The organism is Streptomyces sp. NPDC005485 (assembly GCF_040606085.1).
GTDB lineage: Bacteria > Actinomycetota > Actinomycetes > Streptomycetales > Streptomycetaceae > Streptomyces.
On the sequence record NZ_JBEXDZ010000095.1, the window covers coordinates 1 to 22,583 of the forward strand.

Genomic DNA, 22,583 nt, shown 5'->3' on the forward strand with positions numbered 1-22,583 from the left:
GTGTGCAGGTAATCCTGCGAAACACTCGCGTTGAGCGGAACAGCCGGGCGGAATAAGCCCAACCGTTCACAGCGTCCTCGCTGATGCGCCTACCGAAACAATGCCCGGCAGGACTTTTTTCAAAGGAACCTCGCCCCGACCGAATGGCCGGAGACGGGGTATCAACATATCTGGCGTTGATTTTTGGCACGCTGTTGAGTTCTCAAGGAACGGACGCTTCCTTTGTACTCACCCTCTCGGGCTTTCCTCCGGGCGCTTCCCTTCTGTGTTTCCAACCGTACCAGATCCGTTTTCCGTTCCGTTTCCGGTCGGAATTTGTTTCCGGTGGCCGTTGGAGGGCCTTTGCCTATTTGATTGCCTTTCGGCTCTCTTTCGGCGAGCCCGACTTTATCAGAAGTTTTTGGCCGGACTGACCGGCGACTCATTCCTGAATAATCGGGAGGGCTTCTCGGGAATCGCATTCACAAGAAGCCAGCAGATGTCAACCGTTGCCGCCGGACGTGTCCAGCTCTAGGCAACTGTTCGAATCTACCTCCCCACGCGAACCGTGTCAACGGTCTTGTGGGCGAAGAGGAGACTAACAGGTCCACCGAGGTGCCTGCACATCAAGCGGCCGTCGGAAGGGTGGCGCTGCGCTCGGAGTCACTGACGTCACCGGTGTCACCGGCGCGGGCCGCGCGACCCCCCAGGACGAAGACGTACGCCAGGAAGGCCAGCTCGGCTGCGACGCCGATGGCGATGCGGGCCCAGGTGGGGAGCCCCGATGGGGTGACGAAGCCTTCGATGGCTCCCGAGACGAAGAGGACCAGGGCCAGGCCTATCGCCGTGCCCAAGGCGGCCCGGCCCTCTTCGGCGAGGGCCGTGCGGCGGGACCGGGGGCCCGGGTCGATCACGGTCCAACCCAGGCGCAGGCCCGTTCCCGCAGCCACGAAGACGGCGGTCAGTTCCAGAAGGCCGTGCGGAAGGATGAGGCCGAGGAACGTGTCGAGGCGGCCGGCCGAGGTCATCAGGCCGATGCCTGCGCCGACGTTGACCATGTTCTGAAGCAGGATCCAGAGGACCGGGAGTCCCAGGAAGATGCCCAGGACCAGGCACATCGCGGCGGCCTGGGCGTTGTTCGTCCACACCTGGGCGGCGAAGGACGTGGCGGGATGGCTCGAGTAGTAGGTCTCGTACTGGCCACCCGGGCGGGTGAGCTCGCGCAGTTCGCTGGGCGTGGTGAGCGAGGACTGGACTTCGGGGTGTGTGCCGATCCACCACCCCAGGAGGATCGCTACCGCGGTGGAGACGAGCGCCGTGGGCACCCACCAGTGGCGCGAGCGATAGACCGCCGCGGGGAAACCGTGCGCAAGGAAGCGGGTGACGTCACGCCAGGAAGCGCGGCGCGTTCCTGTCACGGCGCTACGCGCGCGTGCCACGAGTTGACTGAGCCGACCGGTGAGCTGAGGGTCCGGGGCGCTGGACTGGATCACGGACAGATGCGTGGCCGTGCGCTGATAGAGGGCGACGAGTTCGTCTGCCTCGGCTCCGGTTAGACGGCGCCGGCGGCGCAGCAGCGCGTCGAGCCGATCCCACTCGGCGCGGTGGGCGGACACGAAGACGTCGAGGTCCATCGGGTTGCCTGCTCCTCGGCTGCTCGTCTCGGGTGTCAGCTTGTCGTACTGCGGCGCGATGTGTCCTCAGCTTGGCAGACTGGCCGTTCTCGGGGCAGGTCAGGGGAAGGACGGCAGGCGTGAGTGAGCTAGTGACGGGCGAGGCGGTGGCGCTGGAGCTGCGCCCCGCGAAGTTGCCGAGCCGTGCGCTGGCCGTGTTGCTCGACCTGGTCGTGGGGATGCTGGTCTACATCGCGGTGACCATCGCCCTGGTGGCCTCGACGGCCGCTCTCGACGAAGCGGCGCAGGTTGCGGTCTCGATCGCGAGTTTCGTTCTCGTCCTGGTCGGGGGGCCCATAGCGGTGGAGACGCTCAGTCACGGCCGTTCCCTGGGGAAGCTGGCCTTCGGGTTGCGGGTGGTGCGGGACGACGGCGGGCCGATTCGGTTCCGGCATGCGCTGGTGCGCGGCGCTGTGGGTGTGGTGGAGATTTTGATGACGTTCGGGATCGTCGCGTGCGTCGCCTCGTTGGTGTCGGCACGGGGGCGGCGGCTCGGTGACGTCTTCGCGGGCACTCTCGTCGTACGGGAAAGGGTGCCGGTCGGGCACATGCCTTTCATGCCTCCGCCGCCGCCCTGGCTGGCGGGGCGGTTCTCCGGGCTCGATCTGTCCGCGGTTCCTGACGGCCTGTGGCTGGCCGTCCGCCAGTACCTGACGCGGATGCGGCAGTTGGATCCGCAGGTCGGTGCGGCGATGGCGGAACGGCTCGCCGGTGACCTCGCTGCTCGTACGGGTGCTCCGGCGCCGCAGGGCGTGCCGCCGGCCGCGTATCTGGCGGCCGTGGTGCAGGAGCGGCAGTCGCGAGAGGCTCGACGGACCTTCGGCGGCGCGGCGGCCGTCAACCCGTACGCGCGCCCGGCCGGACCCGGGGTGGCGACGGCAGGGACGGTCGGGTCGACCGGTGCGGCCGGGATGACCGGGGCGGCGGCGGGCGCTGACGGTCCGCCGGTGCAGCACCCCGGCACCGCCTATCCGTATCCGTCTCCGTATCCGCCGGCGGCTCCCGTCTACCCGGCAGCGCACTCAGGGGCGACCGGTCAGCCCTCGGGCGATCATTCCCCTGACGCGGCATCACAGCAGGCTGATCAGGCACCGCAGGGCGGTCGTCAGGCCGACAGTCCCGCGACCGGGTTCGTGCCGCCCTCCTGACCGGCCGTCACTTCCCCTTCTCCGCAGGCCGGTCGAGCACCGACGCTCCGTCAGGTGAACACCGACGGTGGTGATTCGAGGTGTTCCAGCTCGATGCCGGGCGCTGCGAGAACCACGTCGCCGGAGATGTGCACGGCGTGCTGCTCCCCCGTGTCCAGGGCCGTGACCTGGTATTCGTCCACCGCGAGGGGGGCGTTGTCAGTGGCGTGTGTTTCTCTCGAGATCAAGGCCCAGGACTGGTCCACGGTGCGCGGGGCGAGGACCGGGTCCGTGAAGGCGACGAGGCGTACGCGGGTTGCCGAGGCGGAAGGGGTGAGGCGGAGGAGACGGGCGGTGGCGACAAGGAACGCGGGGGATGTGCCGGTGAAGGCGTGGGCGCGGACGTTGCCTTCGGTGGCCTGAGTGCCGGTGGGGTCGGTGCGGACCCAGGTGACGCCGTCGAGCGCGGCGCCGCGGACCTGCCAGCCGGCGGCGTTGAGTTCGAGACGGATGGGGCGGCCGAGGTCGTCGAGGGCGAGGTCGACGGAGCCGGCGTGGTCGCCGGAAGGGGTGGTCAGCTGGGAGACGTAGCGCCAGCCGGAGGGGCCGGGCGCGCAGTGGAAGTGCTCTTCACCGAGAGGGGTGTGGTCATGCGGGTCATGAAGCGAATACCGGCCGCGGGGCATGGGGGTCCTGGGTTCTGACGGGCTGGTCCGGACACGGGCAGGCCCCCGGCACGGGGGTGCGGGGGCCTGCCTGGGACCTGCTGCTGAGGGGTGCGTCAGTGCACGGACGCACCCACCGCGAGCTGGATTACCGACTCGGTGGCGGTATCAGTAGCGGTAGTGGTCCGATCAGTAGCGGTAGTGGTCCGACTTGTACGGGCCATCGACCTCGACACCGATGTACGAGGCCTGCTCGGGGCGGAGGGTCGTGAGCTTCACGCCGAGCGCGTCGAGGTGGAGACGGGCGACCTTCTCGTCGAGGTGCTTGGGCAGCACGTAGACGTCGGTCGGGTACTCGTCGGGCTTGGTGAACAGCTCGATCTGGGCCAGGGTCTGGTCCGCGAACGAGTTGGACATCACGAACGACGGGTGGCCGGTGGCGTTGCCCAGGTTCAGCAGGCGGCCCTCGGACAGGACGATGAGCACCTTGCCGTCGGAGAACGTCCAGGTGTGGACCTGCGGCTTGACCTCGTCCTTGACGATGCCGGGGATCTTCGCGAGGCCGGCCATGTCGATCTCGTTGTCGAAGTGGCCGATGTTGCCGACGATCGCCTGGTGCTTCATCTTGGCCATGTCGGCGGCCATGATGATGTCCTTGTTGCCCGTCGTGGTGACGAAGATGTCGGCCTTGTCGATGACCTCGTCGAGGGTCGTGACCTGGTAGCCGTCCATCGCCGCCTGCAAGGCACAGATCGGGTCGATCTCGGTGATGATCACGCGGGCGCCCTGTCCGCGCAGGGACTCCGCGCAGCCCTTGCCCACGTCGCCGTAGCCGCAGACGACCGCGGTCTTGCCGCCGATGAGGACGTCGGTGGCGCGGTTGATGCCGTCGATCAGGGAATGGCGGCAGCCGTACTTGTTGTCGAACTTCGACTTGGTGACGGCGTCGTTCACGTTGATCGCCGGGAACAGGAGGGTGCCGTCGCGGTGCATCTCGTACAGCCGGTGAACGCCGGTCGTGGTCTCCTCGGTCACGCCGCGGATCTCCGAGGCGAGCTGGGTCCACTTCTGCGAGCCGTCGGTGATGGTGCGGTGCAGGAGTTCCAGGATGACGCGGTGCTCGTCGGACTCGGCCGTGTCGACCGAGGGGACCTTGCCGTCCTTCTCGTACTCGACGCCCTTGTGGACGAGGAGGGTGGCGTCACCACCGTCGTCGAGGATCATGTTCGGGCCGCCGGTGGGGCTGTTCGGCCAGGTCAGCGCCTGCTCCGTGCACCACCAGTACTCCTCCAGCGTCTCGCCCTTCCAGGCGAAGACCGGGACGCCCTGCGGGTTCTCGGGCGTGCCGTTCGGGCCTACCGCGATGGCGGCGGCCGCGTGGTCCTGGGTGGAGAAGATGTTGCAGGACACCCAGCGGACCTCGGCGCCCAGGGCGACCAGGGTCTCGATCAGGACGGCGGTCTGCACGGTCATGTGCAGCGAGCCCATGATCCGGGCGCCGGCCAGCGGCTGAGTGGCGGCGAACTCCTTGCGGATGGACATCAGGCCGGGCATCTCGTGCTCGGCGAGGGTGATCTCCTTGCGGCCGAACTCGGCCAGGGAGAGATCGGCGACCTTGAAGTCCTGCCGGTTGTCGACAGTCGTCATGGAGAGCTGCTCCTCGGGGTTGGGGCGAGGTGGGTACGGCTGGTCTGCGCGGCGGCGGACACATGGGTGCCCTGGCGAGGGCACAGACGTGCCCGCGGTGCGCGCAGCGCAGTCCGTCGGAGGCCCTCTCTCCCTCGGCCGGTCCGCGGTGGGACCGCCCGACCGCCATCAGCAGCGACGTCTGGCTCAGTCACCAAGCTACACCGGTCGGACCGGCCCGCCCCAGTCCGGCTCCGGACTCGGCGGCGCTCCCGAGGGGGCGGGAGGAGCACGGGAGGCGGGTGGGCCGGGCACCGTGCGTTCACAGTAGGCCGCTAGCCTCGGCGCCCGCGGATGTGCCGCATGGGGAGGGAGCAGCGATGCGCAGGGTACGAGGGCTGGCGGTCACAGCCTGGCTGTTGGGGCCGTTGGGACTGGTGATGGTCGTCGGTTCGCTGCTGTACGTACGGTCGGCCTATACGTCTGTGACGGTGGCGGGCGGGAGCATGGCGCCCACCTACACCGTCGGGAAGCGCCTCGTCGTGGAGCGGCTGGACGGCGACGAGGTGCGCCGGGGGGACGTCGTGCTCTTCGAGGCGCCCGAGCCGGAGATCAAGGGGGCCCTGATCAAGCGGGTGATCGGGGTCGGCGGTGACCGGGTGGTGTGCTGCGAGGGCTCGGGGGCGGACGAGCGGGTCACCGTCAACGGGAAGCCGCTGGACGAGCCGTATCTGAAGGACGGTGTCGCCGACGGGGTCAGGCCGTACGACGTGAAGGTGCCGGCGGGGCGGTTGTTCCTGCTGGGCGACTATCGGGCGAACTCGATGGACTCGCGGTTCTACACGAGCGTCGGCCACCAGGGGACGGTGGCGGACGGAGCTGTGCTGGGCCGGGTCGTCGACGGGTTCGGAGGGGCCCTCGTGTGGATCTCGGCGGCGCTGGTCGGGCTGGTTCTCGCGCTCGTCGGGCTCGGCTTCGGGATCGCCGCCCTGGTCGTACGGCGGCGGCAGGTGGTGCCGCCGATGCCCCCGTGGCCCGTGCAGGTGTGACAGCCGTGGCAGCTGTGAACGGCCTCGGGGGCCCGCCCTGCTTCAGGCGGACCCCCGGGCACGTACGGCAGGAGTAGCGGCGTACGAGGAGAGGTCAGTGTCCGGCGGTCTGCGCCGGGCCGCCGGGCGTGGCCTCGCGGTCCGGGCCCTTCGCCGCCTCGGTCTCGCTGTAGATGTCCGGCTCCAGGTAGATCACGCGGGCGATCGGGACGGCGGCGCGGATGCGGGCCTCGGCCGCGTTTATGGCGGAGGCGACCTCGGCGGCCGTGTCGTCGTGCTGAACGGCGATCTTGGCGGCGATCAGCAGTTCCTCGGGGCCGAGGTGGAGGGTGCGCATGTGGATGACGCCGGTGACCGTGTCGCCGTCGACGATCGCGGCCTCGATCTTCTTGACCTCGTCGGTGCCCGCGGCCTCGCCGAGCAGCAGGGACTTGGTCTCGGCGGCCAGGACGAGGGCGATCAGGATGAGCAGGATGCCGATGCAGAGGGTGCCGATGCCGTCCCAGATGCCGTCACCGGTGAGCAGGGCCAGGCCGACGCCGCCGAGCGCGAGGACCAGACCGATGAGCGCGCCGAAGTCCTCCAGGAGGACGACGGGCAGCTCGGGGGCCTTGGCGCGGCGGACGAACTGCGACCAGGACAGCCCGCCACGCAGCTGGTTGGACTCCTTGATGGCGGTGCGGAAGGAGAAGCCCTCGGCGATGATCGCGAAGACGAGGACGCCCACCGGCCAGTACCAGTGCTCGATGTCGTGCGGGTGCTTGATCTTCTCGTAGCCCTCGTAGACGGCGAACATGCCGCCGACCGAGAAGAGGACGATCGAGACCAGGAAGGCGTAGATGTACCGCTCGCGGCCGTAGCCGAAGGGGTGTTCCGGGGTCGCCTCCCGCTCGGCCTTCTTGCCGCCGATCAGAAGCAGGGCCTGGTTGCCTGAGTCGGCGAGCGAGTGGACGCCCTCGGCGAGCATCGACGACGAACCGCTGAAGGCGAACGCCACGAACTTCGATACCGCGATCGCGAGGTTGGCGCCGAGTGCCGCCACGATCGCTTTGGTGCCGCCTGAAGCGCTCATGTGCTCCTGCTGTCCCTTCGTAACGCCGTCCCGCGACCGGTTCGTACTCTCGTACGCCGTCCAGGCCTTTGCCCCTGCTTTGCCGGTGGGCCATTGTTGCAGCCCTGTCCGACAAGGACGCGTCAGGCCACCACAGTGGCCCGGAAGAGCGTGCCCGCGCCGGAGACGCCGGCCTGTTCGCCCGCCGGTACGAAGACGGACTCGCCGGGGGTGAGCGGGTGCTCCCCGGCCCGGACGGAACCCGCGGTGCACAGCAGGATCTGCGGGGTCGTCAGGGTCAGGTCGTGCGGGGCCGCGCCCTCGGGGAGGACGTAGCGGGAGAGGCGGAACTCGTCGATGGGGGTCGCGTAGACCTCTTCGCCGTCGGGGGACGCCTCGGGGCGCAGGACGCCGGGGTCGCTCGCCTCGAAGCGGACGATGCGCAGGAGTTCGGGGACGTCGACGTGCTTGGGGGTCAGACCGCAGCGCAGGACGTTGTCGGAGTTGGCCATGATCTCGACGCCGAGGCCGTTCAGGTACGCGTGCGGGACGCCGGCGCCGAGGAACAGGGCTTCGCCGGGCTGGAGTTGGACGTAGTTGAGGAGCATCGCGGCGATGACGCCGGGGTCGCCCGGGTAGTGGTGCGCGATGTCGGCGTAGGGGGCGTAGGAGCCGCCGAGGCGTGCGCAGGCGGTCGCGGCCTCGGTGACCGTGTGGGCCATCTCGTCGCGGTCGGCGGAGAGCAGCGCCGTGAGGACCTCGCGCAGTGCGGCCTCTTCGGGGTGGGCGTGCAGCAGGTCGACGTACGGCTTCAGGGAGTCGACGTCCAGGCCGGCGAGGAGTTCGGCGGCCTCGTCGGGGGCGCGGAAGCCGCAGAGGCCGTCGAACTCGGTGAGGGCGCAGATCAGTTCGGGCTTGTGGTTGGCGTCCTTGTAGTTGCGGTGCGCGGCGCCGACGGGGATTTCGCGGCGCTCCTCGTCCTCGTAACCCTCCCTCGCCTGTTCGAGGTTGGGGTGCACCTGGAGGGAGAGAGGGGCGCCCGCGGCGAGGATCTTGAGGAGGAAGGGGAGGCGCGGGCCGAACCTGGCGACGGCCGCCGCGCCGAGTTCCTTCTCGGGGGCCTCGTCGATGAGCTCGGTGAGGGGACCGCGCGCGGTGCGCGAGGGCGCGCCGGGGTGGGCGCCCATCCACATCTCCGCCTGCGGTTCGCCGGTCGGCTCCACGCCGAGCAGCCGCGGGATGGCGGTGGTGGAGCCCCAGGCGTAGGGGCGGACGGTGTTCTCCAGGCGGTCCATGGTGTGTCTTCTTCTCCGTACGTACGCTGTTCGGCCGGCGTGACCCGAGATGCTCACCCGGCGGGAGCCACGAGGTTCGCGCGATGTGAGCCACCCTGCTCACGGGGCGTGAGCGGGGCGTGGGTCAAGATCAGGCCCCTGAAGCGAGCGCCAGGTAAACGGCGGCGAAATCCGTGACGGCGATCAGCTCGGCGAGGGTCTCCAGCTCGGTGCCCTCCTCCGGTCCGAGTTCGCTGATGGCGGTGTCGTGGCCGAGGGCGAGCTCGCGGGCCGCGGGGGCGGCGCTCAGTCCGCCGATCGGGCGGTCGCGGAGCAGCACCACGCGCGCGTGGAGGGCCTGCGCCTCCTCGACCCGGTCGCGGAAGAAGTCGTCGGGGTCCGCGCCAGCGGCGAGTGCGCCCGCGAGCAGCACGCTGTGCGAGGCGAGCGCCTCGGGGAGTTCGGCGGTGAGCGAGGGGCGGCCCGCGAGTTCGGCGAGCGCGGCGGTGAAACGGCGGCCCGCGGGGCCGGCGGAGGTGCCCTCCGTCCAGATCACCGGGAGTGCCTCGGCGAGCTCGACGGCGAGGGTCTTGGCGGGGTTGCTGTAGGTCGCGATGGCCGGTCCGCAGCGCTCGGCGACGAGGTCGAGGCGGTCGGCGACCTTCTGCAGTGCCTCGGAGGGTGCCGCGAGCAGGCCGGTGCGGTCCAGGAGCGCGAGCAGCGGGGTGAGCAGCGCCCACAGGACGCCGGGCGCGGACGCGGCTAGGGGCACCTCCACCTCGTACGGGGCGGTCGCCATGGGTACGAACAGGCCGTGCGTGCTCTCGATCGACTCGGTCACCGGGGAGTTCGACGGGGCTACGGCGGCGACGGTGCAGCCGCGCCGGTACGCCTGCTCGACCAGCAGCGAGAGGCCGGGTTCGGAGCCGTCCGGGGTGGCGATCAGGAGCAGGTCCACGGGGCCCGCCCAGCCGGGCAGCTCCCAGCGCAGGGCGCCTGCCGCGGGGGCGACGCCGCCCGGGGTGAGCCGGGTGACGGGGCAGCTGGTGCCGGCGAGGGTGCCGAGGAGTTCGGCGACGCCTGTGGCGGCCATGCCGGGGCCGGCGATCAGAACGGAGCGCGGGCGCCCGTCGGGCTTCAGGTCCGGGATGCCTGCCTCGGTGGCGTGCCGGACCGCGGTGCGGACGCGGGCGCCGGCCTCGGCGGCGCCACGCAGCAGCTCACGGCGGTCGGCGCGGGCGAGCGCGTCGGGGTCGTCGAGCAGCGATTCGTCGAGCATGGGTCGGCAGCCTCCGATCGCCGGGGGTACGTCCGGGCAGTCGCGACGGTGGTCGCTTGCGCTTGCGCGCCTCCGCGCTTACGCGGGGCGGCGGGCCTCGTCGACGAGCAGTACGGGGATCCCGTCGCGCACGGGGTAGGCGAGGCCGCAGCCCTGGCCGGTGCAGACCAGCTCCGCCTGGCCGTCCGTGTCCTGCTCCTTGAGCGGGGCGTGACAGGCGGGGCAGGCGAGGATCTCCAGGAGGCCCGCTTCGAGCGGCATGGTGTGTCCTTCCGAACAGTGGAATGCGGCCTGGTCAGGGTACCGCCGTGAGCGGCGGGGTGCCGGTCCCTGGGAGTGGGGTGGGGCGCCGGGGTGGGGGCGTATGGGTTTTCGCCCCCACCGCCCTACCCTGCCCGTTGTCCTGGGGGCTGCGGCCCCTTTCCCCCTGCCATCGCGCTTCGCGCTCGTCCTCAAACGCCGGACGGGCTGAAATCTCTCCGCCCGGCCGAGGCTGAAACGTCAGCCCCTGATGATCGCCAGGACCTCGTCCCGCACCTTCGTCATCGTCGCCTCGTCCCGTGCCTCCGCGTTCAGGCGGAGGAGGGGTTCCGTGTTGGAGGGGCGGACGTTGAACCACCAGTCGGCGGCGGTGACGGTGAGGCCGTCGAGTTCGTCGAGGGTGACGCCCTCCTGGCCCTCGTACGCCGTCTTGATCGCGGCGAGGCGGGCCGTCTGGTCGTCGACCGTGGAGTTGATCTCGCCGGAGGCGGCGTAGCGGTCGTACTGCGCGACCAGGCCGGAGAGCGTGCCCTCCTGGCCGCCGAGCGCCGCGAGGACGTGGAGCGCGGCGAGCATGCCCGTGTCCGCGTTCCAGAAGTCCTTGAAGTAGTAGTGCGCGGAGTGCTCGCCGCCGAAGATGGCGCCGGACCTGGCCATCTCCGCCTTGATGAAGGAGTGGCCCACGCGGGTGCGGACCGGGGTGCCGCCGTTCTCGCGGACGACCTCGGGGACCGACCAGGAGGTGATGAGGTTGTGGATGATCGTGCCCTTGCCGCCGTGCTTGGCGAGCTCGCGGGAGGCGACCAGCGCGGTGATGGCGGACGGTGCGACCGGGTCGCCGCGCTCGTCGACGACGAAGCAGCGGTCCGCGTCGCCGTCGAAGGCGATGCCGAGGTCGGCGCCCTCCTCGCGTACACGCTGCTGCAGGTCGACGATGTTCTTCGGGTCGAGCGGGTTGGCCTCGTGGTTGGGGAACGTGCCGTCCAGCTCGAAGTACATCGGCACGAGGGTCAGCGGCAGGCCGGCGAAGACGGTCGGGACGGTGTGTCCGCCCATGCCGTTGCCCGCGTCGACGACGACCTTCAGGGGGCGGATGGAGGTCAGGTCGACAAGCCCGCGCAGGTGCGCCGCGTAATCCTCCAACGTGTCCCGCTGGGTGATCGTTCCCGGCGTCGCGTCCGAGGACGGGGCGCCCGAGTCGAGCCAGGACTCCACGAGTTGGCGGATCTCGGCAAGGCCGGTGTCCTGGCCGACGGGCGCGGCACCCGCCCGGCACATCTTGATGCCGTTGTACTGCGCGGGGTTGTGGGAGGCAGTGAACATGGCGCCCGGCAGGTCGAACGCGCCCGACGCGTAGTACAGCTGGTCCGTCGAGCACAGGCCGATCTCGGTCACGTCGACGCCGCGCGCCGCCGCGCCGCGCGCGAAGGCACGCGACAGGCCGGGCGAGGAAGGCCGCATGTCGTGTCCGATCACGATCGCGGTCGCGGCGGTCACCTGGACGAAGGCCGCCCCGAACAGCTCGGCCAACGACTCGTCCCACTGGTCCGGGACCACTCCACGTACGTCGTACGCCTTCACGAGCTGCGACAGATCAGCAGTCACGGCCAACCCTCCAGAAGTCCACTTCGGTCACCCCAAACTACCCGCCCCGGCTGACAGTCCGCTGTGCAGCGGCTGATCGGACTACCCCTCGCGACGTGAGGTCGGCGGAGTCGGACGAGCCGGAGGCGTTGGAGGGGACTCAGTTGTCCGGTGAGCGCAGCACCCGCAGGTGGCCGCGGCGCGCGACCTGCACCGGGTCGACGGTGCGCGCGTTGCCGCCGCCACCGGCCTCCGCGGTGCGCTGCTGCGGGCGGGCGGCCTCGCGCACCGCGTTGGCGAGCGCTTCGAGGTCGTCACCGCTGGGGCGGGACGGACCGGAGGAGTCGGCGAGCCGGACGACCTCCCAGCCGCGCGGCGCGGTGAGGCGTGCGGCGTGCTCGGCGCACAGGTCGTAGCAGTGGGGTTCGGCGTAGGTGGCGAGCGGGCCGAGGACCGCGGTCGAGTCGGCGTAGACGTACGTCAGCGTCGCGACGGCGGGACGGCCGCAAGCGGTGCGCGAACAGCGACGTACAGGGCTCACGACGTTGGACGGTACCGCACTCTTGAGCGGGCCGCGACGACTCTCCCCCAGGTCACCCGACCGTGTCGTGGTGTGAAACGGCGCACACAACTCCCCTCGCACACCACGCTGACCAGGCACGACCCTCTTCGACGAGATACCGAACAGACCTGCATCCGATCACCACTTGGTGCAAACCCCGTCAATTGCCTTGAGATCGACGGTCTTGGAGGGATACGGAATCGAGCCCAAGCTTGGCCGGAATGGTCATCGGGTGACATCCCGAACACTCGTCGAGCGCTGTCCGCAACGATCATCGTGCGACATGTCGGGACGGTGTCCCGCGGCCGCGTGTGGCCGGGCGCCCGGAGCGTACGGGGACTACGCTTCGCCAGTGATGGACAACCCCGTACCGCCCCGCGCCGCCGCACCCGGGCCCCGCCGCCGTGACCGCCATGGACGAGGCATGCGCGGCCCCGTGGCGCCGCCGCAGGTGCCGCTCTCCGCGAGTCGTGCCGAGGTCTTCGCGGACCTGGTGCAGGACTCCGTGGAGCGGCTCGAACGGCGCTGGCCGCAGCTCGCCGACATTGACTTCCTCGTCCTCGAAGTGCCGCGTCTGGACGCTCCGGGCGACGCCTGGAGCGACGAGGCCGTGCCGCTGGGCGGCACGGTCCCGGCGCGCGAGGACCACCCCGCGCGCGTGGTCGTGTACCGGCGCCCGGTCGAGATCCGCACCAAGGGCCGCGACGAGCGCGCGGCCCTGGTGCACGAGATCGTCGTGGAGCAGGTCGCGGAGTTGCTGGGGCTCACCCCGGAGACGGTGGACCCCCGCTACGGCGAGGACTAGGGGTGTTTTGAAAGTCCTGTGCGGTGCCCGCGGTGCCCGCGCTGTCCGGTGCGTTCCCTCGGCGTGCCGGACGAAGGCCCTCGTACTGGACGTACTTGGGACTTCGGCCGGTGCGGCAAGGATGCGTGCCGGGCGCCGTGGGTGCTGTGCGGGACTTTCACAACACCCCCTAGCGGGCGGACCCACCCGGGCCGCGGCAGCCGGCCCGGGCTACTTCTGCAGGACCGAGAGGTCCTGCTCCGCCTGCGGCACCTCCACCGTCCCCCGGTCGTCCGGAAGGGTCTGGACCGTGAAGCCGGGCACGCCGCCCTCGGTGGCGGCGAGCATCCGGGAGGCGTAGACGGGGCCTCCGGAGAGCGGCTCGACCGTCAGCGCGTACGTCCCCTTGAGGCCGCTCGGGACCGGGAGTTCGACGTTCTGGGTGGTGCCGCCCTTGATCGTGTACGTCTTCGTCGCCGCCGTACCGCCCTCGCTGCCCGCGGAGGCGGTGACCTTGACCTTGGCGGTCCCGTCGGGGGCGGCCAGGGCGAGCGTGGACCCCTTGGCACTGTTGTCGGCGACCGTCGCGCGTGCGGCGATCGGGCCGGTCGCGGGGATGAAGGCGGTCTCCTGCTTGTCGCCCTTGCCGCGCACGACCCGCACGGCGGCCACGACCGGCACCGCCTTCTCGGTGGGCGTGAGCACCAGGGAACCCGCCTCGCCGCGCGTCAGGGCGCCGAGGTCGACAGCGGTGGTCATGCCGGACTTCACATGCACTGTCTCGTTGCCCGCGGGGGTGATCAGCCCGGAGGGCGTGGCGAGGCGCACCTTCAGGTCGGCGTCGTCGTCACCGCGTGCGAAGGCGACCAGGCGCACGGAGGTGGCGTCCTTGGGGATGCCGGGCAGTACGAGACTGCCCGAGGGGTCCGTGGAGGCGGCCAGCCAGTCCCCGCCGAGCTTGTCGTCGAGGGCCTGGACGGCGGCGGCGACCCGGCCGCTGCGGACGCTCACGTGGACGGTGACGTTGGTCTGCTGCTCGTCGGTCAGCGTGGACAGCAGGATCGGCTCGCTGGAGTGCGGCTGGACCGTGATGCCGTCCGCCACCGAGGACTTGAGGGCGCCGTCCTTGCCGTACAGCTCGATGTCGACGACGGCGGTGGAGTCGTCGGGGTTGGTCAGGTGTACGTAGTCGGTGCGGTCGGCGGTGGTGCCTGCGCCCGGGAACCAGAACTCGGTGTCCGGGGCGGTGCAGTTGGTGCCGAGCAGGCCGCGGCCGGTGCCCGCGGCGACCTCCGTGGTCTCCTGGATGGTCCAGCCCGGCGCGAACTTGCCCTCGGCGGTGCCGATGAGCGCGGGCGCCTCGGCCCCCGAGCTGTCCCCGGTGGCCGGCTTGCCGGGTTCCTTGGTCTCCAGGACGGGCTTGTCGGCCTTGCCCGCGGCCGTCTTGTCCGTCTTGTCGCCGGGCTTGTCGGTGGCCTTCTCGTCCGTCTTCTTGTCGGTCTTCTTGTCGGTCTTCTTGTCGGTCTTCTTGTCCTCGCTCGTGGTGTCGCCGTCCCCCGACTCCTCGGTCGCGGAGCGCAGTTCGGCCGTACCGTTCGCGCCCGCGCCCTGGGAGACCGGTGTGAACGACGTGTACGAGGTCTCGGCGAGGTCGGAGATGCTCGGCGCCGGGCAGAGCAGGCTGGTGCGCTCGACGGGCAGCCGGGCCGCGGCCTTCTCCGTGTCGCCGCCGGAGGCGGCCGGCGCGGTGAGCGCGGCGAATCCGGTGACGGCGGCGAGGGCGGTGGTGCCGACGATCAGGGACAGGGTCGTGCGGTTCACTGCTGGCTCCCGTCGGGGCGCTCACTGTCGTTGCCGTGTGGCGGCTGCGGCGGCATCGGGGGCTGCTCCGGGTCGTACGCCGCCGGGTCGTAGCCCTGGGTGTACGTCTGGTCGTACGACGCCTGCGTCCCCCCGTAGGCGTACGGGTCGTACTGGCCGCCCTGGTAGGGGTCTGCCTGGTACGGCTGCTCGTACGTGCCCGCCGGGTACTGCTGCTGGCCCTGGTACTGCTCGCCGCCGTAGGTGTTGTACTCGGCGCCCGCGTAGGTCGGGGTCTCCCACTCGTCGTAGGAGTGCTGCTGGGGGACCGCGGCCGGGGCGTCGGGTGTCTCCTGCGAAGGAGGAGACGGGATGTCGTAGTCCTGGGCGGTGTCCTGCCCTGTCTGTGCGGCCTGTTCCGCCTCGGCCTGGGCGCGCAGGCGGCGGGCGCGGCGGCCCTCGCCGGTGACCTCCTGGGCGGGGATGACGGGCTCTTCGGGGAGGTCGTCGTCGACGTCACGGCGCCGACCGGGCAGAGCGAGCACCACGAGAACGACGGCGAGCGCGCCCTGCGCCCACAGCCAGCCGGCGTGGCTCACCGGCGCGTCGAAGGTGACGTCCAACTTGCCACCGGAGGCGGGGAGTTCGAAGCCCTGCGCCCAGCCGTCGACCGTGGTGCGGGTGAGCGGGGTGCCGTCGAGCGTGGCGGTCCAGCCCTCGTCGGCGGTGTCGGCGAGGCGCAGTACGCGGCCCGCCGCGCCGGAGGGGATGGTCGTGTGGAGGTCGACGGGACCCGCGGCGATCGGCTGCGGGTCACCGGACTTGGGGACGATCGCGGCACGCGAGACCTGCCGGTCGACACGCCACAGGGCGCTGCCGTCCTGCTGGCTGAGCCGGGTCAGTCCGGGTGTGGCGTCGAGGACGCGGCTCATCTCGCGGGGTGCGCCCTTGTGGACGAGTACGTAGCGCACGGCGAAGCCGCCCAGTTCGTCGGCCTGGTCGGCGCCGGAGCCCGCGACCAGGTTGGCGACGACCTTGTCGAGCTTCTTGTTCTCGGTGTTCTCCGCGTTCTCCGCAGCGAGTTCGGCGTCGCCGAGGCGAGCGCCGGATCCGCGGACCAGGGTGTAGCCGACCCTGGCCGCCGAGGCGCTGTCGAGGACGAGGGTGCGGGCCTGGTCGCGGGTGCCGCTCTCCTCGGCGACGAACGCGGGCACCTGCACCGGGTCGCGGCGCTCCAGGGGCCCGTCGGCGCCGCGGATCATCCATCCGGCGGCGAGGAGCAGCGGGCCCGCGGCGGCGGCGAACGCGATGAGCGCGGCGACCGGCTGGCGCCAGCCGAAGCTCTGCTCGGCGACACGCGCGCGTGCCCCGTCCGCGCCGAGTGCGGCAGCGGCGAGGAGGGCGAGGCCGTAGACGAGGGTGGCGGGCCCGGCCCATGCGGAGCCGTTGGACAGGACGGCGAAGACGAGCGCCACCAGGGCGATGGCCCAGGCCGTCCGGATCCCGGCCTGCCGCTCGGAGCGCAGCAGGGCGGCCAGCGCGGCGAGCACGATGGCGATGAGCATCAGCCCGCTGACGGTGCCGGGGCCGCCCGGGCTCGCGCCGAGCAGGCCGAACGCGGAGGCCGCGCTGTCGCCGTACTCCAGACCGGCTTCCTTGAAGAAGCCGAACGGGAGCAGCGTCAGCGACCAGGGGGCGAGGATCAGCAGCGGGGTGCCGAGCTGGGCGAGAAAGCGCAGCCCGTAGGCCGCGATGTCGCCCCGGCGCACCGCGAGCAGGGCGATGCCGAGAATCAGCGCGATGGGCCACACGATCGGTGTGAAGGCCGTGGTGAACGTCAGCAGCAGGGCGTACGCCCAGGTCGCGCGCCAGCTGCCGCGCGACCCGGAGGAGTGCGCGAGGCCGCTCGCGGCGATGCCCGCGCGCGCGATGAGCGGCAGCAGGATCGCGAGGACGGCGGTGCCGAGGCGGCCACCGGCGAGCGCGCCGGCGGCGGCGGGCAGGAAGGCGTACGCGACGGAAGCCCAGGCGCGCAGCAGCCGCGACTCGACCAGGGGCCGCGAGGCGAAGTACGCGGTGAAGCCGGCCAGCGGCACCGAGCAGACGAGGAGCACGGTGACCGCGAGCCCGGTGGAGCCGAAGAGCAGGCTGGACAGCATGGCGACGAGCGCGAGATACGGCGGCGCGGACTGCGTGCCGCCCGCGCCGACCGGATGCCAGCCGTCGAGATAGCGCGACCAGAGCTCGGAGGAGTCGGCCGGCGCGGGCAGCAGCGCGCCGCCCGCCAGCGCGCCCCCGCCGAGCAGTTCGCGGCAGGCGATGAGCGAGACGAACAGCAGCACCACGAAGAGCATCGGGCCGGGCTTGCGGGCCACGCGCTTGAGCCTGGCGAACTGTTCGACCTCCAGGAAGTCGGCGTCGTCGCCGCCGGGTCCGGACTCGACCGCGCTGCCGTGCCGTCCGGCACCGGGGGCGACCTCGGGATCGGAGCGGCCCACGAGGCTGCCCGCGACCTGTTCGATCGTGGCCCGCACCGTCGCGCCGGGTGGCGGGAACAGCGCGCGCAGTTCACCCTTGTCGATCTGGGAGTTGCCGCGTCTGCGACGGCCCGCGATGATCCGCTCGGGCCGCAGCAGCGTCCCGAGGAGGCCGCGGATCTCGGCGGCGGCCTGGCCGGGGACCTTGCCGACGAGATACGCGACGGTGCGCACCAGGGTGCCGAGGACGAGCCGGACGAGGATCCAGGGCAGCGCCGCCGTACGGGCGTTGACGAGCAGGGTGTAGGCGGCGCCCGCCTTGTCGACCTTGTGCGGGGACGCGGAGGTGCGGCCCACGCAGTCGACGGTGCGGCGCTCGCGGGAGGCCGCCTCGGCATGTCGTACGACCGCTTCGGGGGCGATCAGGACGCGGTGGCCCGCGGCGGTGGCGCGCCAGCACAGGTCGACGTCGTCACGCATCAGGGGCAGCCGCCGGTCGAAGCCGCCGAGCTGCTCGAAGACGTCGCGCCGGATCAGCATGCCGGCGGTGGAGACGGAGAGCACGGGCTGTACGTGGTCGTGCTGGCCCTGGTCCTGCTCGCGGCGGTCCAGGCCCGTCCAGCGGCGGCCGGAGTGGGCGATGGTGACGCCGACTTCCAGCAGCTGCTTGCGGTCGTACCAGCCGCGGAGTTTGGGGCCGACGACGGCGACCTGCCGGCCGAGCTCCGCCTCGCTCTCGACGACCCGGAGCAGCTGGGACAGGGCGTCCGGCTCGGGGGCGCAGTCGTCGTGCAGCAGCCACAGCCACTGCTCGGGCTCGCCGTGCGGGAACTCCGGCAGGTCGTACGCGTCGTCGCGCCAGCTGCGGGTGACGGGGTCCCACCCGCTGGGGCGCTTGAGGTAGGGCAGGTCGTCCGGGGTCAGTACGCCCGCGCTGCGGGAGGCTTCCTCGACGGCCTGGCCGAAGCCGGTGCGCCGGGCGAGGTGCTGGACCCGGTCGGCGCCGAGCGCGTCGGTCAGCAGCTGGGCGGATTCGTCCGCGCTGCCGGTGTCGGCCGCCACCGCGTTCTGCACGGGGCGCTCCTGGCCGAGCAGCCCGGCGAGCGCCTCGGGCAGCCAGCGGGCGCCGTCGTGGGAGACGAGCACCGCGGTCACCACGTGACGCGGGAACTCAGGGGTGGCAGCGGTGTCGTGATGGGCTGCCGAATGGCTGTGCACGGACATCGAGGTACAGGCCCCGGTTCGATGGACTGCGGTGGACGTCTGTGTCCGGCGGGGACAGCGTGACGTCTCGGACGAGGGCCCACACTAACGGCTGGCCAACAGAGCGGCCCGCCGCCTGTGGACAACCCACCTGCGACGGGCCGATCGTTACGTAAGGGTGTGTGCCGATTGGTCGGCGGCACCCGGCCTTCGCGCTCACGCGCGCGTACGGATGTTTTCGGACTGCGGCCGCTTGACGATCGCCTGTACGACGCCCGCCCCGGGGCCCGACGTCCGAGGTCGGGACTTCTCAGGTCTCGGACAACCGCTCTCGAAGCAGCCGCTCCCGGACGACCGCTCTCAGATGGCTGCCTTCTTGAGGCGGCGGCGCTCGCGCTCGGACAGGCCGCCCCAGATGCCGAACCGCTCGTCGTTGGCGAGCGCGTATTCGAGGCATTCGGAACGGACTTCGCAGGCGAGGCAGACCTTCTTGGCCTCGCGGGTGGAGCCGCCCTTCTCGGGGAAGAAGGACTCGGGGTCGGTCTGGGCGCACAGCGCGCGCTCCTGCCAGCCGAGTTCCTCGTCCGCGTCGTCGACCAGCAGTTGCTGCACCAGCTCGGTCATGTGCGCCCCTCGTCTGTCTTTCGCGTCCCCGTGATGCTGCCGTTCCCGATTTCGGCTGAACGACACGAGTGAAATTACAAGTGTGCCGATCCGGGCCAGTCAAGCCGAGATCTGCTATTGGGCCCCTTATTCACTCTGCGGAACCAAGGCTATGCGGAAAGTGTTCAAATCGGCATAAACCCTGACAGCCATCGGAGGGCCTGACCGGGCCCCCGACCCGCTACAGGGAAGGACGCCCAGGAGTTCGATCTCGTTCCGACGCGAACATCGAAGCGAACCTGATCACATTCGGATCACGGGTTCGCGGCGAGGTTTGTGCGCCCGGTTGTGCGCCATGTGTCCGGGGCGGCTCCTGAACAAACCTTTCGCCAGCCAGATGAACCGGATGAGGTGAAACATCTCCCACATGGCGGACATCGAGTTGACAGCCGAAGTGTGAACCGGTGTCCTTGTGGGCATGCTCGCGAACTCGGCACTCACCTCGACCCGCTCCGCCGGGTCCCACGGTGCTGCCCGCGCTCGCTGTAGCTGTTTCTGTTGCTGTCCCAGCTGTTGAGTCCTCCGCGCTCCGGCTGATGCCTCCGCCCCCACCGGGGCGAACCCCCCGCCCGCACCAGGGCGCCCCTCCCGTCCGCGAACCGGGCGGAAATGGTCCTCCCCACCCCAGCACTCGATGCCGAGGAACCACCGCATCCATGAACAGCGACAGCGACCTCCAGATCGCCGGCGACATCCTCGAAGTACCCCACCTTCTCCAGCCGCCGCGCGAACACCCGGCCACCGTGGCCGACTTCGTCGGCCTGGCCCGCTCCATCGCCGCCGACCGCTCCCAGTGGGAGCACCTCGTCCGGTACGACGCCGCCTCCCGCTGGTACCACCGGCTGCGCACCGGCCCCGGCTACGAGGTCTGGCTGCTCTCCTGGGTGCCCGGACAGGGCAGCGGTCTGCACGACCACGGCAGCTCCTCCGGCGTACTCACGGTCCTGGACGGCGCCCTGACCGAGCGCACCGAGCGCGGCACGCGCGCGTTGAGCGCCGGCACGCAGCGGGTCTTCGCGCCGGGGTACGTCCACGAGGTCGCCAACGACTCCCTGGAACCGGCCGTCAGCCTGCACGTCTACTACCCGGGCCTGACCGAGATGCCGATGCACGCGTCGCAGTGCGCCGAGGCCGAGATCGAGGCCGAGGTCGAGGCCGAGGTCGCCTGAATCGCCTCACGCGTTGCCTGACCGCCTGACGCGTTGTCGTACCCGCCTGCAAGACTTGTCCTCATGCGCATTGTGGTTCTGGCAGGCGGTATCGGTGGTGCCCGGTTCCTGCGTGGTGTTCAGCGGGCCGTGCCGGACGCCGACATCACGGTCATCGGCAACACCGGGGACGACATCCATCTCTTCGGGCTGAAGGTCTGCCCGGACCTCGACACGGTGATGTACACGCTCGGCGGCGGCATCAACGAGGAGCAGGGCTGGGGGCGGGCCGAGGAGACCTTCCACCTCAAGGAGGAGCTCGCGGCGTACGGAGTGGGCCCCGAGTGGTTCGGGCTCGGCGACCGCGACTTCGCGACGCACATCGTGCGGACGCAGATGCTCGGCGCGGGCTACCCCCTCAGCGCCGTCACCGAGGCGCTGTGCGACCGGTGGAAGCCCGGAGTGCGCCTGCTCCCCATGTCCGACGACCGCGTGGAGACGCATGTGGCCGTCGAGACCGACGGGGAGCGCAAGGTGATCCACTTCCAGGAGTACTGGGTGCGGCTGCGGGCCTCCGTGGACGCGCTGGCCGTGGTGCCGGTCGGTGCCGAGCAGTCCAAGCCCGCGCCCGGTGTGCTGGAGGCCATCGCCGAGGCGGACGTGATCCTCTTCCCGCCGTCCAACCCCGTCGTCTCCATCGGCACGATCCTCGCCGTGCCCGGGATCCGCGAGGCGATCGCCGACGCGGGCGTCCCCGTGGTCGGCCTCTCCCCCATCGTCGGGGACGCGCCCGTGCGCGGCATGGCCGACAAGGTACTGGCGGCGGTGGGTGTCGAGTCCACGGCCGCCGCGGTCGCCGAGCACTACGGCTCGGGACTGCTGGACGGCTGGCTCGTCGACACGGTGGACGCGGGGGCCGTGGAGCGGGTGGAGGAGGCCGGCATCCGGTGCCGGGCCGTGCCCCTGATGATGTCCGACCTCGACACCACCGCACAGATGGCGCGTGAGGCGCTGGCGCTGGCGGAGGAGGTGCGGACACCGTGACCGAAGGGCGTGGGGGCGAACGCGGAGAGCCCGTGGGCTACCGGGTCTGGGCGCTGCCCGGGCTGCCCGAGGTCCGGCAGGGTGACGACCTCGCCAAGCTGATCGCCGTCGCCGAGCCCGCGCTCGTCGACGGGGACGTCCTGCTCGTCACCTCGAAGATCGTCTCCAAGGCGGAGGGGCGCGTCGTCGAGGCGACGGACCGGGAAGCGGCCATCGACGCCGAGACCGTGCGGGTCGTGGCGCGCCGCGGGGCCCTGCGGATCGTCGAGAACCGGCAGGGGCTCGTGATGGCCGCCGCCGGGGTCGATGCCTCCAACACCCCCGCCGGGACCGTGCTGCTGCTGCCCGAGGACCCCGACGCGTCCGCCCGGGCGATCCGGGACGGGCTGCGCGACGCCCTCGGCGTGAATGTCGGCGTCGTCGTCACCGACACCTTCGGGCGGCCCTGGCGGACCGGGCTCACCGATGTCGCCATCGGCGCCGCGGGCGTCCGGGTACTGGACGACCTGCGCGGGGGCACCGACGCGCACGGCAATCCGCTGAGCGCGACGGTCGTCGCCACGGCCGACGAACTCGCCGCCGCGGGCGACCTGGTCAAGGGCAAGGCCGCCGGGCTGCCCGTCGCCGTCGTGCGCGGGCTGGCCCATGTGCTGGCCGAGGACGACGGCGAGGGAACGCGGGCGATGGTGCGGGGTGCGCACGACGACATGTTCCGCCTCGGCACGTCGGAGGCCGTACGGGAAGCGGTGACCCAGCGGCGTACCGTCCGGGCTTTCACCGACGAGCCGGTGGACGCGGGCGCCGTCCGGCGGGCGGTCGCCGCGGCCGTCACCGCACCCGCGCCGCACCACACCACTCCCTGGCGGTTCGTACTGCTGGAGTCGCAGGACTCCCGGACCCGGCTGCTGGACGCCATGCGCGATGCGTGGATCGCCGATCTGCGGCGCGACGGGAAGACGGAGGAGTCCGTCGCCAAGCGGGTACGCCGCGGTGACGTGCTGCGCAAGGCGCCGTATCTGGTCGTGCCGTGCCTGGTCATGGACGGCTCCCACACGTACGGGGACGCGCGTCGAGACGGGGCCGAGCGGGAGATGTTCGTCGTCGCCGCCGGTGCGGGCGTCCAGAACTTCCTGGTCGCCCTCGCCGGGGAGCGGCTCGGCTCCGCCTGGGTGTCGTCGACGATGTTCTGCCGGGATGTCGTACGGGATGCGCTGGAGCTGCCGGAGGGATGGGACCCGATGGGGGCGGTGGCCGTGGGGCACGCGGCGGAGCCGCCCAGGCCCCGGCCGGAGCGGGACGCGGCGGCGTTCGTGGAGGTGCGCTGAGTCGGAGCG

General features: G+C 71.3%; 18 protein-coding genes. 6 read left to right on the forward strand and 12 right to left on the reverse strand.

Annotated elements, in window-relative coordinates; translation table 11 throughout:
* Nucleotides 1–605: 605 nt before the first annotated feature.
* Complete coding sequence (locus ABZS97_RS27715; RefSeq protein ID WP_356141709.1) at nt 606–1,613, reverse strand: stage II sporulation protein M; 1,008 nt, start codon at nt 1,611–1,613, stop codon at nt 606–608.
* 119 nt (nt 1,614–1,732) lie between these two features.
* On the opposite strand from ABZS97_RS27715, the gene ABZS97_RS27720 reads away from it, so the two are divergent.
* A complete protein-coding gene (locus ABZS97_RS27720; protein ID WP_356141711.1) occupies nt 1,733–2,800 on the forward strand; it encodes an RDD family protein in 1,068 nt (355 codons plus the stop codon).
* Nucleotides 2,801–2,850: 50 nt separating this feature from the next.
* On the opposite strand, the gene ABZS97_RS27725 is transcribed toward ABZS97_RS27720, so the two are convergent.
* Nucleotides 2,851–3,465: a hypothetical protein gene (locus tag ABZS97_RS27725; protein ID WP_356141713.1), complete on the reverse strand. Its 615-nt coding sequence runs from the start codon at nt 3,463–3,465 to the stop codon at nt 2,851–2,853.
* A gap of 168 nt (nt 3,466–3,633) precedes the next feature.
* Nucleotides 3,634–5,091, reverse strand: a complete 1,458-nt coding sequence (gene ahcY / locus ABZS97_RS27730) for an adenosylhomocysteinase (protein ID WP_356141715.1) — start codon at nt 5,089–5,091, stop codon at nt 3,634–3,636.
* Between the two features lie 359 nt (nt 5,092–5,450).
* Between ahcY and lepB the strand changes: the two genes are divergently transcribed.
* Nucleotides 5,451–6,119: a signal peptidase I gene (gene lepB, locus ABZS97_RS27735; RefSeq protein WP_356141717.1), complete on the forward strand. Its 669-nt coding sequence runs from the start codon at nt 5,451–5,453 to the stop codon at nt 6,117–6,119.
* Between the two features lie 94 nt (nt 6,120–6,213).
* On the opposite strand, the gene ABZS97_RS27740 is transcribed toward lepB, so the two are convergent.
* The 6 genes from ABZS97_RS27740 to ABZS97_RS27765 form a co-directional block, all read right to left on the reverse strand.
* Nucleotides 6,214–7,191 (reverse strand): cation diffusion facilitator family transporter, encoded by a 978-nt coding sequence (locus ABZS97_RS27740; protein ID WP_356141719.1) that lies wholly within the window; start codon nt 7,189–7,191, stop codon nt 6,214–6,216.
* Nucleotides 7,192–7,313: 122 nt separating this feature from the next.
* A complete protein-coding gene (gene manA, locus ABZS97_RS27745) occupies nt 7,314–8,465 on the reverse strand; it encodes a mannose-6-phosphate isomerase, class I (protein WP_356141721.1) in 1,152 nt (383 codons plus the stop codon).
* A 130-nt stretch (nt 8,466–8,595) separates the two neighbouring features.
* Nucleotides 8,596–9,723 (reverse strand): SIS domain-containing protein, encoded by a 1,128-nt coding sequence (locus ABZS97_RS27750; RefSeq protein ID WP_356141723.1) that lies wholly within the window; start codon nt 9,721–9,723, stop codon nt 8,596–8,598.
* A 78-nt stretch (nt 9,724–9,801) separates the two neighbouring features.
* On the reverse strand, nt 9,802–9,984 hold the full coding sequence (locus ABZS97_RS27755; protein WP_356141725.1) for a Trm112 family protein: 183 nt from the start codon (nt 9,982–9,984) through the stop codon (nt 9,802–9,804).
* Between the two features lie 240 nt (nt 9,985–10,224).
* Nucleotides 10,225–11,589: a phosphomannomutase/phosphoglucomutase gene (locus ABZS97_RS27760; RefSeq protein ID WP_356141727.1), complete on the reverse strand. Its 1,365-nt coding sequence runs from the start codon at nt 11,587–11,589 to the stop codon at nt 10,225–10,227.
* A gap of 139 nt (nt 11,590–11,728) precedes the next feature.
* The gene (locus ABZS97_RS27765; protein ID WP_356141754.1) at nt 11,729–12,160 is read right to left on the reverse strand and encodes a DUF3499 domain-containing protein; all 432 of its coding nucleotides are present in this window, start codon (nt 12,158–12,160) and stop codon (nt 11,729–11,731) included.
* 325 nt (nt 12,161–12,485) lie between these two features.
* On the opposite strand from ABZS97_RS27765, the gene ABZS97_RS27770 reads away from it, so the two are divergent.
* Entirely contained in the window at nt 12,486–12,935 is a 450-nt protein-coding gene (locus ABZS97_RS27770; protein WP_356141759.1) for a metallopeptidase family protein, read from the forward strand.
* A gap of 210 nt (nt 12,936–13,145) precedes the next feature.
* Here ABZS97_RS27770 and ABZS97_RS27775 read toward each other — a convergent pair whose 3' ends face one another.
* The 3 genes from ABZS97_RS27775 to ABZS97_RS27785 all read right to left on the reverse strand — a co-directional run bounded on the left by ABZS97_RS27775 (nt 13,146) and on the right by ABZS97_RS27785 (nt 19,018).
* A complete protein-coding gene (locus ABZS97_RS27775; RefSeq protein WP_356141729.1) occupies nt 13,146–14,735 on the reverse strand; it encodes a DUF5719 family protein in 1,590 nt (529 codons plus the stop codon).
* Nucleotides 14,732–18,415, reverse strand: coding sequence for a glycosyltransferase (locus ABZS97_RS27780; protein WP_356141731.1), 3,684 nt, complete (start codon nt 18,413–18,415; stop codon nt 14,732–14,734). The genes ABZS97_RS27775 and ABZS97_RS27780 overlap by 4 nt, the downstream gene beginning before the upstream one ends.
* Before the next feature lie 339 nt (nt 18,416–18,754).
* Entirely contained in the window at nt 18,755–19,018 is a 264-nt protein-coding gene (locus tag ABZS97_RS27785) for a WhiB family transcriptional regulator (RefSeq protein ID WP_010986447.1), read from the reverse strand.
* A 695-nt stretch (nt 19,019–19,713) separates the two neighbouring features.
* Here ABZS97_RS27785 and ABZS97_RS27790 point away from each other — a divergent pair.
* The 3 genes from ABZS97_RS27790 to ABZS97_RS27800 all read left to right on the forward strand — a co-directional run bounded on the left by ABZS97_RS27790 (nt 19,714) and on the right by ABZS97_RS27800 (nt 22,574).
* The gene (locus ABZS97_RS27790; RefSeq protein ID WP_356141733.1) at nt 19,714–20,226 is read left to right on the forward strand and encodes a cysteine dioxygenase family protein; all 513 of its coding nucleotides are present in this window, start codon (nt 19,714–19,716) and stop codon (nt 20,224–20,226) included.
* A 63-nt stretch (nt 20,227–20,289) separates the two neighbouring features.
* Nucleotides 20,290–21,249, forward strand: coding sequence for a 2-phospho-L-lactate transferase (gene cofD / locus ABZS97_RS27795; RefSeq protein WP_356141735.1), 960 nt, complete (start codon nt 20,290–20,292; stop codon nt 21,247–21,249).
* A complete protein-coding gene (locus tag ABZS97_RS27800) occupies nt 21,246–22,574 on the forward strand; it encodes a coenzyme F420-0:L-glutamate ligase (protein WP_356141737.1) in 1,329 nt (442 codons plus the stop codon). The genes cofD and ABZS97_RS27800 overlap by 4 nt, the downstream gene beginning before the upstream one ends.
* The last annotated feature ends 9 nt before the right edge of the window (nt 22,575–22,583 follow it).

Excerpts from the sequence above, each read along its gene's own strand:
- ABZS97_RS27770 (WP_356141759.1), top strand. The coding sequence starts at position 12,486 with ATGGACAACCCCGTACCGCCCCGCGCCGCCGCACCCGGGCCCCGCCGC.
- ABZS97_RS27715 (WP_356141709.1), bottom strand. The coding sequence starts at position 1,613 with ATGGACCTCGACGTCTTCGTGTCCGCCCACCGCGCCGAGTGGGATCGG.
- ABZS97_RS27755 (WP_356141725.1), bottom strand. The coding sequence starts at position 9,984 with ATGCCGCTCGAAGCGGGCCTCCTGGAGATCCTCGCCTGCCCCGCCTGT.
- manA (WP_356141721.1), bottom strand. The coding sequence starts at position 8,465 with ATGGACCGCCTGGAGAACACCGTCCGCCCCTACGCCTGGGGCTCCACC.
- cofD (WP_356141735.1), top strand. The coding sequence starts at position 20,290 with ATGCGCATTGTGGTTCTGGCAGGCGGTATCGGTGGTGCCCGGTTCCTG.
- ABZS97_RS27725 (WP_356141713.1), bottom strand. The coding sequence starts at position 3,465 with ATGCCCCGCGGCCGGTATTCGCTTCATGACCCGCATGACCACACCCCT.
- ahcY (WP_356141715.1), bottom strand. The coding sequence starts at position 5,091 with ATGACGACTGTCGACAACCGGCAGGACTTCAAGGTCGCCGATCTCTCC.
- lepB (WP_356141717.1), top strand. The coding sequence starts at position 5,451 with ATGCGCAGGGTACGAGGGCTGGCGGTCACAGCCTGGCTGTTGGGGCCG.
- ABZS97_RS27750 (WP_356141723.1), bottom strand. The coding sequence starts at position 9,723 with ATGCTCGACGAATCGCTGCTCGACGACCCCGACGCGCTCGCCCGCGCC.
- ABZS97_RS27780 (WP_356141731.1), bottom strand. The coding sequence starts at position 18,415 with ATGTCCGTGCACAGCCATTCGGCAGCCCATCACGACACCGCTGCCACC.
- ABZS97_RS27790 (WP_356141733.1), top strand. The coding sequence starts at position 19,714 with ATGAACAGCGACAGCGACCTCCAGATCGCCGGCGACATCCTCGAAGTA.
- ABZS97_RS27740 (WP_356141719.1), bottom strand. The coding sequence starts at position 7,191 with ATGAGCGCTTCAGGCGGCACCAAAGCGATCGTGGCGGCACTCGGCGCC.
- ABZS97_RS27785 (WP_010986447.1), bottom strand. The coding sequence starts at position 19,018 with ATGACCGAGCTGGTGCAGCAACTGCTGGTCGACGACGCGGACGAGGAA.